The sequence below is a fragment of the Agrobacterium sp. 6Ca8 genome (assembly GCF_055382765.1).
The window spans coordinates 1,376,963-1,389,673 of sequence record NZ_AP026434.1 but is presented as its reverse complement, the minus strand read 5'-3'; the positions used below and the strand labels follow the sequence as shown (position 1 = coordinate 1,389,673).

Annotated in this window: 10 protein-coding genes and 1 pseudogene; 8 read left to right on the top strand and 3 right to left on the bottom strand. The window is 53.5% G+C overall.

Going from position 1 to position 12,711, the window contains the following annotated elements; all coding sequences use genetic code 11:
- Positions 1–118 precede the first annotated feature (118 nt).
- Positions 119–253, bottom strand: a complete 135-nt coding sequence (locus ACZ5A6_RS20550) for an HAD hydrolase-like protein (RefSeq protein WP_464111356.1) — start codon at positions 251–253, stop codon at positions 119–121.
- 316 nt (positions 254–569) lie between these two features.
- Between ACZ5A6_RS20550 and ACZ5A6_RS20545 the strand changes: the two genes are divergently transcribed.
- On the top strand, positions 570–1,484 hold the full coding sequence (locus ACZ5A6_RS20545) for a nucleotidyltransferase and HEPN domain-containing protein (protein ID WP_464111355.1): 915 nt from the start codon (positions 570–572) through the stop codon (positions 1,482–1,484).
- Positions 1,485–2,209: 725 nt separating this feature from the next.
- The gene (locus ACZ5A6_RS20540; protein ID WP_065703333.1) at positions 2,210–3,160 is read left to right on the top strand and encodes a bile acid:sodium symporter family protein; all 951 of its coding nucleotides are present in this window, start codon (positions 2,210–2,212) and stop codon (positions 3,158–3,160) included.
- Positions 3,161–3,304: 144 nt separating this feature from the next.
- Here ACZ5A6_RS20540 and ACZ5A6_RS20535 read toward each other — a convergent pair whose 3' ends face one another.
- Entirely contained in the window at positions 3,305–4,084 is a 780-nt protein-coding gene (locus ACZ5A6_RS20535; RefSeq protein ID WP_464111354.1) for a 2-keto-4-pentenoate hydratase, read from the bottom strand.
- 48 nt (positions 4,085–4,132) lie between these two features.
- Between ACZ5A6_RS20535 and ACZ5A6_RS20530 the strand changes: the two genes are divergently transcribed.
- From ACZ5A6_RS20530 to ACZ5A6_RS20520, 3 genes are all read left to right on the top strand, one after another.
- On the top strand, positions 4,133–4,318 hold the full coding sequence (locus ACZ5A6_RS20530) for a hypothetical protein (protein WP_464111353.1): 186 nt from the start codon (positions 4,133–4,135) through the stop codon (positions 4,316–4,318).
- Positions 4,319–4,406: 88 nt separating this feature from the next.
- Entirely contained in the window at positions 4,407–5,591 is a 1,185-nt protein-coding gene (locus ACZ5A6_RS20525; protein WP_464111352.1) for an AGE family epimerase/isomerase, read from the top strand.
- Positions 5,592–5,768: 177 nt separating this feature from the next.
- Positions 5,769–7,055, top strand: a complete 1,287-nt coding sequence (locus tag ACZ5A6_RS20520) for a glycosyltransferase family 4 protein (RefSeq protein WP_464111351.1) — start codon at positions 5,769–5,771, stop codon at positions 7,053–7,055.
- Between the two features lie 198 nt (positions 7,056–7,253).
- Here ACZ5A6_RS20520 and ACZ5A6_RS20515 read toward each other — a convergent pair.
- Positions 7,254–8,095, bottom strand: a pseudogene (locus ACZ5A6_RS20515) (IS3 family transposase); the annotation flags it as partial.
- Positions 8,096–8,463: 368 nt separating this feature from the next.
- Here ACZ5A6_RS20515 and ACZ5A6_RS20510 point away from each other — a divergent pair.
- From ACZ5A6_RS20510 to ACZ5A6_RS20500, 3 genes are read left to right on the top strand one after another with little or no spacing between them, the layout of a single operon-like run.
- Positions 8,464–9,444 (top strand): NAD-dependent epimerase/dehydratase family protein, encoded by a 981-nt coding sequence (locus tag ACZ5A6_RS20510; protein ID WP_464111350.1) that lies wholly within the window; start codon positions 8,464–8,466, stop codon positions 9,442–9,444.
- A 31-nt stretch (positions 9,445–9,475) separates the two neighbouring features.
- Positions 9,476–10,831: a UDP-glucose dehydrogenase family protein gene (locus tag ACZ5A6_RS20505; protein ID WP_464111349.1), complete on the top strand. Its 1,356-nt coding sequence runs from the start codon at positions 9,476–9,478 to the stop codon at positions 10,829–10,831.
- Positions 10,828–12,654, top strand: a complete 1,827-nt coding sequence (locus ACZ5A6_RS20500; protein ID WP_464111348.1) for a hypothetical protein — start codon at positions 10,828–10,830, stop codon at positions 12,652–12,654. Before ACZ5A6_RS20505 ends, ACZ5A6_RS20500 begins: the two co-directional genes overlap by 4 nt.
- The last annotated feature ends 57 nt before the right edge of the window (positions 12,655–12,711 follow it).

Here is a 12,711-nt window from a genome sequence, read left to right as displayed (position 1 = left end):
ATGTCGATGCAATCGACATATATCTTCTACTGCAAGGTGTTGTGCTTCCTGGGTTTATGCGTAGGTTGTGGCTCTATCGGCCCCGGGTATTTTGTTCCCTAAACTATGAACCGATCCATCAGGAAATTGGGACGAATATCATATCCTGCGGCAATTCCATCCGGTTCAGCATGGGGTGCGCTGGGAGGATGCCGGTCCTGACAAGGCATGAGGCAAGACCCGCGCCGGAAGCGCCCGCAATATCACGTTCCATGAGGCATTTCTACTACTAAAAGTAGTATTCGCCAAGTGGCAATTGCTCGTGTTTGAATAGGGACACAAGCGCGTCAATCAGGGGAGGGCGATATGCGTAAACCGATCGCACGATTGATCAGTGGCGGGGGACAAGGGGTGGACGATACGAGGATTGGGTTTGCTGGCGCGACTGGAAAAACAGGTGAGGGCGCAGACAACGCGCCGGAAGATTGCGCTAGCGGGAGACAAGCATGCGATTGGCGGCGACCAAAAATCGGAGTTTCAAAGAAGTTTACAATGGCCCATAGAGGATGCCGTCCAGAAACGGAGCAGACATGAAGACCAGCGTTGAACATTTGCCGGAACGAAAGCAGCGCGAGCTCGCGCGCGTCGTCGGAATTATTCAGGAAGAGTTTGCTGATCTGGTGGAGCGCTCCAAGTCTGACGCCAAGAAGGATGGACGCATTTTCAAAATCATTCTGTTTGGTTCTTACGCGCGTGGCACCTGGGTGGATGAACCGCATACGTCGAAAGGCTATCGCTCGGATTTCGACATCCTTGTCATCGTCAGCAACAAGGAACTGGCCGATCCCAAATACTGGGACAAGACAACAGACCGGCTGATGTGGGACAAGGAGATCGAGACGCCCGTGGGCCTCATCGTGCACGGCGCTCGCGAAATCAGTAATTTCCTAAATGATGGCCAATACTTCTTCGTTGATCTCGCCCGCGAAGGTGTTGTTCTTTACGAATTCGACGATCGGCCGCTCGCAGAGGCGAAACAGCTCAGCCCTGCCGATGCACTCAGGGTGGCAGAAGATCATTTTTTGCGGCACTTCCCGGATGCGCGAGATTTCGCTGATGTGGCAAAATATCTCGTTGCGAAAGGTAACCTGCACCTAGCGGCCTTCAATCTCCATCAGGCAGTGGAGAGCGCCTACAACTGCTACCTCCTGACACTGACAAACTATTCCCCTGCGTCGCACAATCTCAAATTCCTGCGTGGACTTTCAGAAGGTCGTGATCACCGTTTGATCGACATCTGGCCGCGCGACCGTCAGCGATTTACCACGTGGTACAACATTCTGAATGAGGCCTACGTCAAGGCACGCTATTCGAAGCGTTTCGAGGTTTCTGAAGAGGCACTTACTTGGCTTCAGGAGCGGACCGCCGAACTTCACAAGCTGGTTGAGACGCTCTGCCGCGAGCACATCGAAAAGCTCGAACAGGCCGCGAACGCCAGCGACTGAGCTTCACCCGTAGCACAAACTCGTTTGAGCTCAGGTCGCAGCCACCGCAGCGTGATGAACCACAGGGTACAACCTATTCTTTCAATCCTGTTCATCGTCTCGTTTTGGTCGGCATGGGTGGCCGTCATTTCCTCGAGCAAACGGGATTCGGTCGCGGCTCGCTTGTCTACATCCCCAGGTTTCTTAACGCTGCTGGCGCTTGCCGCGATAAGCGTCCGCAGACGCGCTGTAGACTGGTAACCCAGTGGTGCCGACGCCACTCGTATAGTGAAGATGAACCGAAATGAAGTCCACGGGATGCGGCTTATGGACCTGCCTCGGTTCGAAACAACACCTTTGGCGTCGATGACATAGGCTGTCGTGATCCTTATGCGCCCACGCGCGCTTGTTCGGTTATACGGATCGAAGCCGCTGATAAAATAAGCATTTCTGAACACAAATGAGGATATGAAAAAGCAAGGCCAAATGAGAATTTGAGTCGCGCTAGATATGGGTGCGTCCTAAGGGGTTTTGCCATCAATCTGGCTCCATATTTGGTGGGGCAGATGTCGCGGTCAATGTTGGCTAGATTTGGCCAACTGAGCTTGTTGACCTAGAGGTATTCGATCTTCCGGGATTTGCGACGTATCGTTTTTGACCGCGAGGTTGTAGCAACGGCGTAATGACCTTGACAGAGCACCCTAGGAGTCTAGAGGGGGTTTCATATTCATTTTGGGAGTGTAGACATGAAATCGCTGGCAGCCGTTTCGGCTTTTGTGGGCAAAACCTTTGCGGTCTGGGTCATCTTGTTTGCCGTGCTCGGCTTTTATTTTCCAGATACGTTCAAGCAGATTGGACCGTGGATCGTCACGCTTCTGTCGATCATCATGTTCGGCATGGGGCTCACACTTTCGGTCGACGATTTTCGTGAAGTCGTAAAGCGCCCGGTCGATGTTACCATCGGGGTGCTCGGCCAGTTCCTCATCATGCCGCTGCTTGCGGTCCTGCTGACCCGGATCATTCCCATGCCGCCGGAAGTGGCAGCAGGCGTGATCCTAGTTGGCTGCTGCCCGGGAGGGACATCCTCCAATGTCATGACATATTTGTCGAAGGGCGACGTCGCCCTCTCCGTCGCCTGCACGTCAGTGACGACGCTTGCTGCTCCTCTGGTGACGCCCTTCCTCGTCTGGTTGTTTGCCAGCCAGTTCCTGCCGGTCGATGGTTGGGCAATGTTCCTGAGCATCGTCAAGGTCGTGCTGGTTCCCTTGGCCCTTGGTGCTGCCTTGCAGAAGCTTTTGCCAGGTGTCGTCAAGGCGGCCGTGCCGGCTTTGCCGCTCGTGAGCGTCATCGGTATCGTTTTGATCGTCTCGGCGGTTGTCGGCGCATCGAAGGGCGCGATCGTGCAGTCCGGCCTGATGATCTTTGCGGTCGTGGTTCTTCATAATGGGCTCGGTTATCTGCTCGGCTATTTCGCGGCAAAGGCGACCGGCCTCTCACTCACCAAGCGCAAGGCAATCGCCATCGAGGTGGGCATGCAGAACTCCGGTCTCGGTGCCGCTCTTGCGACGGCATATTTCTCGCCTCTCGCAGCTGTGCCCAGCGCCATCTTCAGCGTCTGGCACAATATCTCCGGCGCGTTGCTGGCCAACTGGTTTTCGGGCCGCGTGGACACGACGGCGACGACGAAAGCCGGATAGGATCGCCGGACGAAGATTGGCCGACGGGATATGAAGCAGCCCGAAAGGGGTTCTTCGAAACATGACGCCTTAGATCCGTAACGTCTCGACCAAAATCGCCATCGACGCGGAAGCACTATCCGCGTCGATGGCCGAAGGCGACGATCAAAAGCATGAAAGTGTGAAAGCCCCGACCGCTTTCATATCGATATAGGTTTCGGCGGCAAGGTCGCTTGTTATCGCACCACAAAGACTGCCGGTGGTGACGATCTGTCCGCGCTTCAGCGTTCCATCCCTGTTGAGGGGGGAATTGGCGAAAGCGATAAGCGGGGCGAGCGGATCGATATTTGGGTGTTTCACCACCGCATCGAAACGAAGCTCTGTACCTTCGGTCACCGTCAGATGCGGCAGATCCCCGGTATTTTCGGCTAAGGTATTAATGATTGCCGCGTCGATTTCCGGCCCGAGAACAAACCCGCGATTGGCAAGGCGATCCGCCAGAAAGAGCGGGAAGGGGACCTGGTTCTTTTCCGCCAACCGGTAGCCGAGCAGCTCGACGCCGAGGTGAACGGCGTCGATATGCGTCAGTATATCGGCTCTGCTGAGCGGGGTGGCGGTTGCGACGGGAATATCGGTGGCGAGGGTGAAGCAGATTTCCACCTCGATGCCTTCAATGTCCGCTCCGGGAAAAGACGCGATAGCGTCGTCACCGATCCGGTAACAATCGACCATCGGCGCAGCGACCGCGTTCCCGTCCGGCCGGATCGCCAGCTTCCAGCCTTCCACTGTTTTACCGGAAACTTCAACGAAAGCTCGTTGAACGGCAATGGCTTCCTCAAGGCCTTCTGGAACGAGGCCATCCGCCTCGATTGTCGCCAGCGCAATTTTGCTGCTGTTCAGGCCTGCTTTCACAAGGCCCTGGGCCAGTTTTTCGATCGCCGTCATTCCAATCATCATCCCTCATTCTGTCTATTGGCCGAATGCTGTCACGATTTGGCGCTGCTTGCCAAGGCCATCAATGCCAAGTTCGGCGACATCTCCGGCTTTCAGGGAGACGGCGGCTTCATTTCGGCCGAGGCGTGGCAACGTAAACAACGTTCTTGGTCAGCTGAGATCGATATGGAATACCGGATTTTCTTCGAGCGCCGGGTGTGGCGCTTACTTGTGTTTTTAGCTTGATAAAGGCTCTAAACGTCAGTTGATACCTTTGTTTCCGAATTTCCTTAGCGTATTGGTCACTAAATACGATTGAAGAGAGAATTGACGCATGACTGTGCAATTTCCGAGTATCGCGCAGGCGCTTGCCGAAGAGATCGGAACCTTACGGAAATGGCTTGAAGAGGACGCACTGCCGCTGTGGTGGGAGGTGGGCTCGGCCCGTCCGGACGGCGGTTTTTACGAGCGCCTCGGCCAGGATGCGAAACCGGTTTTTTCTGATGACCGCCGCGCCCGCGTGCAGCCCCGTCAGGCCTATTGTTTCGCTGCCGCCGGCCAGAACGGCTGGCAGGGTCCGTGGAAGGATGCGTTGCTGCATGGGCTGAGCTGGTTCGAAAAGGTCTATCGCCTCGATAACGGCCTTTACGGCAACCTTGCCGACCAGACCGGCAAGCTGATCGATCCGTCCTTCGATCTCTACAATCAGGCTTTCGCGCTTTTCGCCGCAGCACAGACGGCCGCAGCCCTTCCCGACCGCAAGGACGAGATGCGTGCCCGGGCGCTCGATATCCTCGCCGTCCTCAATCGCGACTACAAACACCCCGTCGCCGGCTTTGAGGAAGCGAACCCGCCGCGCACGCCGCTGTGCTCCAATCCGCATATGCATGTTTTCGAGGCGATGCTTGCCTGGGAAGTGCAGGACCCCGAAGGTCCATGGACCGCGCTGGCCGACGAGATCGCCGGCCTTGCACTCACCCGCTTCATCGATGGCACCAATGGCGGGCTACGCGAATTCTTCGGCCATGACTGGATGCCGTTTGAAGGCGAGAAGGGCCGCATAATGGAGCCCGGTCACCAGTTCGAATGGGCCTGGCTTCTGGTGCGCTGGGGCAGCCTGCGCAACAATGGCGAGGCAATTGCCAAGGCCAAGCGCATGTTCGAGATCGGGGAAGCGCATGGCATCTGCCCACGCCGCAAGGTCGCGATCATGAGCTTGTACGATGATTTTTCGGTACATGACGGGCTGGCACGGCTCTGGCCGCAGACGGAATGGCTGAAGGCAGCCTTGCGCCTTGCCAGCGTGACCATTGGTGAAGAAAGACAGCGTTATCTTGCCTCGGGCCTGAGGGCCATCGGCGCGCTGCAGCCTTTCCTCGACACACCGGTCAAAGGGCTTTGGTTCGACAAATGGCCGGCCGACAAGCCGATGCTGGACGAACCGGCACCGGCCAGCACTTTCTACCACATCGTCTGCGCCATCTACGAGGCCGAGGACCTGCTGGCTGCCAGCGGGTAACTTGAGAATAATAGCAATCGTTGAGGAGGAGTGCGAGGAACTGTTTTCTGAGTAGGCCGTTTTATTTTTCGGCCTTTTTATTCCTGTGTTTAAAATGGGATAGTGTTTTTGCTCTGTCAGCCAGCTAAAAATACAAGGCGGGGCATCAACTATGGTCACTCTTTCGAAAGGTACGCAATGGCCCTTGATCTGCCGAACCACGAAGATGAGCTGAAAATTGCTAAAGAACTCAACTCCCTGCTAGCTTCAAAATATGCTCGGGAAGTGGTCAATCGCGTTTCAAATGATGTCATATCTACACAATTGACTGGAGGTCGGGTTGGCGATGAAAAAGTGAAAAATGGTAGAGGTGGCTTCAGAGCGACACTCCGTGCACTTAATCCTGAGCGTCTGATACGAAGAGCGATAAGGAAGCGGTTTCCAAAACAGAGAACGGTCTCGAAGTCACAGGAAGCTTTCAATTGTCCCGAATATTTTCCTTTATGTGTTCAGGGTCTCAACATCCAATATAGTACCGATACTTTAGTTGATAGACGAGGTGTTGGCAGAGTTGCGCGTGAGATATTGAAGGAACTAATAAAGCGAGAAGTGCTCGCCAACTTCTCCGTTGGATCAGCCTGCGAAAAACCTATTCATTTTTTCCCTTCTGTTCATTGGTGTCCCTCAGAGCTGCCTCCTCGTTCTGTTGTTATGGTGCACGATGTCATTCCTTTGCTGTTTGAGGACATATTCCAGAAATCAACTATCTTCGAATGGAAGCATAGATATATTCATTCAATCAGAAATGCCGACCTTATTGTAACCGTCAGTGAAAGCAGTTCGGACGATATTTCGCGGATCATTGGTATCCCGAAGGAAAAAATCCACGTCGTTTACAATGGTGTCGATGTTGTAGATTGGCAGGAAGACGAAAGCGTGGATTCGCTCACCCCCGACGCGCCTTATTTCGTCTGCATAGGCTCTAACGACTACCATAAGAATATCGACGTAGTGATCAAGGCCATGGGCTTTAGTAATGCACACGACTATCATTTGGTCGTCGTTGGAAAATCACCGAAAGGATTTTCTGCGGAGTTGGCTTCCGGCAGCGGTGGGAAAATACACCCAGTTGGTCGCCTGACTGACGGGCAGTTGGCGAGAGTATTGAAACGATCCAGAGGGTTACTTTTCCCCAGTTTATATGAAGGCTTTGGTTTGCCTCCGTTAGAAGCACTGATGCTTGAAGTTCCCTGCATATGCAGCACGAGACCTGCCATGACAGAATTGCTGCCTGGCATGGTGATTTTTTGTGATCCGGATAGACCTCAGGATTGGGCGAATGCCATGCATCAATTGGCTAATTTCCCGCCGGATGTGCACACCAAAAGTCGAGTGGCAAGTGAACTTCGGCGCCAATTCAATTGGGTGAGATCAACGGATTTGCTTTTATCCGTGCTTGGTAAACTTAAAGATGCCGAGCGCTGAAAAGACCTTGGGCGCCGTGTGTAACGTGACTCGAGGTTTTCACAACGCCTTTGTGACGCGGAGAGGTGTGCGACGCCTGCCTGCGGCGTGCGTTTTGACCTGAGCCCCATTTTCCCACCAGTTGTCAGGAGAGTCTTGAGTTTTCATGAACCGCTCCAGGTTTCTGGACCAACTGAGGCTAGAGTTTTCCGGCTTCATTCAGGGAGGCGGGCTGGTTGAGCCTCCTGATTTTATCAGCGAGATCGGCACCTTATTGCCGATCGCACCATGCGGCCGAAATTCATTGTAGTCTATACGGCAATCCTCCATCTTTTCGCGGGCATCCGCAGGGTCAGGAACCAGTGCTGGTTCAGGCACTCCGCTCGGAAGCGGCCATTGAACGCTTCAATGAACGCATTGTCGGTCGGCTTGCCCGGGCGTGAGAAGTCCAAGGTGACGCCTTTGGGGTAGGCCCAAAGGTCAAGATTGCGAGATACGAACTCAGTCCCCTGATCGACACGGATCGTCTTCGGATAGCCAACTTTCCGGCATGCCCGTTCCAGGGTTTGCACGACATCTTCACCTCGATAGCTGTGACTTGGATCAAGCACCGGCACATAGCGCGAGAAGGTGTCGACCACCGTGAGCACCCGCAGTTTCTTGCCGGTCGCCAGTTGGTCGTGAACGAAGTCCAGGGCCCAGACATCGTTCGGTCCAACGGCCATTTGCCGATCTTCCCGCAGCTTGGCTTTGACCCATCGCTCCGGCGTCTTGTTGCGCAGTTGCAGGCCCAAGTCTCTGGAAATGCGATAAGTTCGCTTGATGTTGGTCCACCAACCCTCCCGTTCCAGGAGTACATGTACACGACGATAACCGTAGCGGACACGTGTCTCGCAGATATCACGAATTCGACGTTCCAGACCGGCCTGATCGGCAAGGCGAGAGGTGTAGTGGTAAGTCGAACGATCGAAGTTCAGCGCATTACAAGCACGACGGATCGAGATCGCCCAATCACGGCACATGCCTTTCACTATCTCTCGCTCGCGAGCAGGCCTCAGAGCTAATGGGATGGTCCGCGCTGTCTCCCGAGAGCATAGTGGGGATGGGCAATGGAGGGCCCTGATTATGAATCGTAACCAACCGCAGCAGTGCGCCGTCTTTGGAATAGATATTGGAAAGAACTGTGGAGCCTGGAGATGTATGGGCACTATCGAGCGGCTACGCCGCCGCGGACGCCAGAGAGTCTTGTTATCCATTTTTAGGGCGTCCTAACGTATAGGGCTGGGTCACGCAATTGATTGATGACCGGTTAGCGCAAAAACATTTTGAAAAGATCGGAAATAATTCGAAAACTATTGAAAACTTCCAACATTATCTGATAGCTGCTGCTGGCGCATAATTGCGGAATTTTCTGGTTGGGATGAGACACATGAAAACGGCACTCGTATGCGGAGCAGGTGGATTTATTGGCGCACATCTTGTCAAGCGCCTGAAACGTGAAGGTTTTTGGGTGAGAGGCGTCGACCTCAAGTTCCCGGAATATGCCGCAACGGAGGCTGACGATTTCGTTATCGCGGACTTGCGGGAGCAGGCAAACTGTCGAGCAGTAATTGACCGACGGTTCGATGAAGTATATCAGCTTGCCGCCGATATGGGCGGTGCGGGGTATATTTTTACGGGTGAGAATGACGCCGATATCATGCACAATTCGGCCACCATCAATCTTAACGTTTTGGATGCCTGCTACCGTCGCAACATAAAGCGGGTATTTTACAGTTCTTCGGCCTGTATGTATCCCGAGCATAACCAGACAGATCCGAGTGCTCCAGTCACGCGGGAAGACAGTGCTTATCCGGCAAATCCAGACAGCGAATATGGTTGGGAAAAACTGTTTTCCGAACGTCTTTATCTTGCTTACAATCGCAATCACGGGATGGAATGCCGTGTCGCGCGCTATCATAACATCTTTGGCCCGGAGGGGTCCTGGGTTGGAGGACGCGAGAAGGCGCCCGCAGCGCTGTGCCGTAAGGTCGCGGAGGCCGAAGCCGGTGGAGCGATCGAAATCTGGGGCGACGGTCTGCAGACGCGGTCGTTTCTCTTTGTCGATGAATGCCTTGAGGCCACTCTGCGGCTGACGCGATGTGAAACCTTTGCAGGACCGGTGAATATTGGCTCTGAAGAGATGGTTTCGATCAACGAACTTGCCAAGATTACCATGCGAGTGGCCGGCAAGGATCTCGAAATTAACAATATTCCAGGCCCGCAAGGTGTACGCGGTCGTAACTCCCACAATGACCTTATTCGAGAAAAGCTGGGATGGGAGCCAAGCCTCACGCTTGAGCAGGGGCTTGCCCGTACCTATCCTTGGATTGCTCGTCAGGCCCAGATTGCACGTGGAAAAAACAAGTGACGGCCAGTGGCCCGATCTGTAGCGAGATATTATGATGAAGCCGAAACTCTCTGTTATTGGACTGGGCAAACTCGGTGCGCCTATGCTTGCTGTGTTTGCCAAAAAGGGCTTTGATGTCATCGGTATGGATTTGAATTCTGCATTTGTGGATTCAATCAACCGTGGTGTGGCGCCCGTTCCTGAGCCGCAGCTCCAGGAATTAATCACCGAGCATGGCGGGCGCATTCGGGCTACGGTCGATATGCGGGAAGCAGTGCTTTCCTCAGACGTGACTTTCATCATCGTCCCGACGCCAAGTGGGCCGGATCGTTTTTTCCGCAATGACTATCTGATCTCTGCTCTGGAGAGCATCGGCGCAGCACTGCACGATAAGATCGGCTACCACACTATCGTTGTCACCTCCACCGTCATGCCTGGCTCTACAGGCGGTATTCTGCGGCAGACGCTTGAGCGTGCATCCGGTCGAACCGTGGGCTCGGATCTCGGCCTGTGTTACAACCCGGAATTCATAGCTCTTGGCACAGTGGTTCGCGATATGCTTTATCCAGATATGATTCTTATCGGTGAAAGCGACCCTAAAGCGGGAGATTTGCTTGAGAGCGTCTATCGTGGCTCGACCGAGAGCAACCCTGAGTTCCAGCGGATGAACTGGGTCAATGCGGAACTTTGCAAGATTGCCGTCAACACTTACGTGACAACCAAGATCAGCTACGCAAACATGATCGCCGACATGTGTGATCACCTCGAAGGTGCAGATGCGGATGTTGTCACGGATGCTCTCGGCGCAGACAGCCGGATCGGAAAAAAATACATCAAGGGCGCCATCGGTTATGGTGGTCCCTGCTTCCCACGCGATAACAAGGCATTCGCTGCACTTGGACGTAGCCTTGGCGCACGCACGGATCTCGCCGAAGCGACGGATGCCATCAATGATCATCAGACAGAACGCCTTGTGCGCGCGATAGCGGCATCTGCAGATCCGGGCGCACAAGTCGCAATCCTGGGGTTGTCCTACAAGCCGGAAACCCCGGTGATCGAGGAAAGCCAGGGGCTAGCGCTTGCCCACAAGCTGATTAGCATTGGCTATCGTGTGCGGATTACCGACCCCCAGGCGCTTGTCAGCCTTCCGGATCAAATTGCTGATGGCATGGTGATAAAGATGGATGCGGAAAGCGCCATGGCTGGAGCAGATGTGGTCGCTATTTTGACGCCCTGGAAAGCCTATCGCGATCTCGATGTTACAGCAGCAGGGCCGAAGGTAGTCGTTGATCCCTGGCGCGTCGTCGATGCTGAGAAGCTCTCGTCCGCAATAACACTGATCAGACCCGGTATGGGGGATTGGCTCGCCGACGCCGCAGCGGCGAAACACAACCGAGTAATGTCATGATATCGATCGTCCTCTATGGAAGGAACGATAGCTACGGCTATAATCTTCACAAGCGGGCTGCTCTCAGCCTGAATTGTATGGCGGAAGTGCTAACCGACGAAAATGATGAAATTCTTTTCGTTGACTACAACACGCCGGATGATTTTCCAACCTTCCCGGAGGCGATCTGCGACACGCTAACAGATCGGGCGAAGCGCCTTTTGCGGATCATCCGCATAAGACCGAGCCTTCATAATCAGCTATTTGCGTCTCGTACCCATCTGAAAGCTCTTGAGCCGATTTCGCGCAACGCTGCCGTCAGACGGTCCAATCCTGCAAACCGTTGGATATTGTCGACCAACACAGACATGATTTTCGTGCCACGCGGTTCGCAGTCCCTGTCTGAACAGTTGGCAGGACTGAAAGACGGATTTTATTGCGCGCCCCGCTTCGAGATCCCGGAGACGCTATGGGAGAGCTTTGATAGGCTTGATCCGGCTGGGGTTATTGCTGAAACGCGTGACGCGGGAGAGAACTTCTATTTAAATGAGGTAGTGTATGGGATGGACTCTATCCTGTACGATGCGCCCGGTGATTTTCAGCTGATAAAACGCGCTGATCTCTTCTACATTCACGGCTTCGATGAAAGGATGCTACTGGGTTGGCATGTAGACGCAAATATTTCGAAGCGTCTCGTTATGCGCCATGGTAGGATTGAGGACGCTCTGCCTTTCGTCCTTGGTTATCACTGCGACCACACTCGTCAAACGACTCCGGCTCACGCACACAAGAGTGTGGAAAACAATACGGATGATTTTTTTCACAATATTCTGCAGCCGGAAATACCCGAGCAATCAGAAACTTGGGGTCTTGCTGGCATCGACTTAGAGGAAATCAGCTTAACTGACACCGTAAACATGGCGTATCGCAAAGCGCTTAGCAAAGCTATCGAGCAGCCTCTGAAAGGTTTGATTGAGGCGCGTTATAGGCCAGAGTCTTACGATCTGGAAGTAGGAACACCGGAGCATGTGCTTCCATTCCTTGTCGATCTATTTGCCAACGCTCCGAGAAATACGAATGTCGTCTGGCTTGGGCCGAAAGACCGGATATATGATCTCTTTATTAATTGTTGGCGAACTCTGGGATTTCATACGGATGTACGTTTTTGGCAAAACGATATAGACGTTATTGATCGCGCAGATACTTTTATAATTAATTTTGGGCTTCCGAGGAAAGTGGAAGGCGATGCGTCGTCCGCATTGATGGAGCAATTTTACACCGTCGTAACAAACGAGCGGGATCACTTGGCAGCGAACAAGGAGCCACGCCGTATTATTGGTGTGAATGCCATTCACAATAGGTTCGAGTCTCTAATGCAGCGTTTCGTTGGCTGCAGCCGAACGCCGTTTTCAGCCAGATTGAGGCATGGTTACTTGCTCAAGTCTGCGTTTGTCGATGCTGAAGACTGGACTGGCGAAATGCATGCAGGTGCCGCCGGAAAAAAGGATGGAGATATAATTCACTCCACGGGAGCGAATGGGCATATATTTTATGGTCCTTATGCCAATTTGATGCCCGGCAATTATAGGGTGGATATAAGTCTGACAAAAAGGTGGAATCATTCGCCTACATCGAAGTTGCGCCTCGAAATCACTCAAGGCGAGAAAACGGTTGAGGCTGTGCAAGTCAAATTTTTTGGATCCATGAAAATTATATCTCTACCGTTGCAAATCACAACGCAGGATTTCCTTCTCCCTATTGAGGTGCGCCTTCATTCAATTGGGAGGTCTCGAATCGCTCTTGAAGGGATAACTGTAAAAAGAGTGCAATCTGTAGATGCGTAACTTGACTGATACATCGGTGTGACACGCGGCGTTGTTTCCTGCATCTCTATGGAGAAT

Bases quoted from the DNA above. Each gene is read 5' to 3' on its own strand.
- ACZ5A6_RS20550 (WP_464111356.1), bottom strand. From the start codon at position 253: ATGGAACGTGATATTGCGGGCGCTTCCGGCGCGGGTCTTGCCTCATGC.
- ACZ5A6_RS20545 (WP_464111355.1), top strand. From the start codon at position 570: ATGAAGACCAGCGTTGAACATTTGCCGGAACGAAAGCAGCGCGAGCTC.
- ACZ5A6_RS20540 (WP_065703333.1), top strand. From the start codon at position 2,210: ATGAAATCGCTGGCAGCCGTTTCGGCTTTTGTGGGCAAAACCTTTGCG.
- ACZ5A6_RS20535 (WP_464111354.1), bottom strand. From the start codon at position 4,084: ATGACGGCGATCGAAAAACTGGCCCAGGGCCTTGTGAAAGCAGGCCTG.
- ACZ5A6_RS20525 (WP_464111352.1), top strand. From the start codon at position 4,407: ATGACTGTGCAATTTCCGAGTATCGCGCAGGCGCTTGCCGAAGAGATC.
- ACZ5A6_RS20520 (WP_464111351.1), top strand. From the start codon at position 5,769: ATGGCCCTTGATCTGCCGAACCACGAAGATGAGCTGAAAATTGCTAAA.
- ACZ5A6_RS20510 (WP_464111350.1), top strand. From the start codon at position 8,464: ATGAAAACGGCACTCGTATGCGGAGCAGGTGGATTTATTGGCGCACAT.
- ACZ5A6_RS20505 (WP_464111349.1), top strand. From the start codon at position 9,476: ATGATGAAGCCGAAACTCTCTGTTATTGGACTGGGCAAACTCGGTGCG.
- ACZ5A6_RS20500 (WP_464111348.1), top strand. From the start codon at position 10,828: ATGATATCGATCGTCCTCTATGGAAGGAACGATAGCTACGGCTATAAT.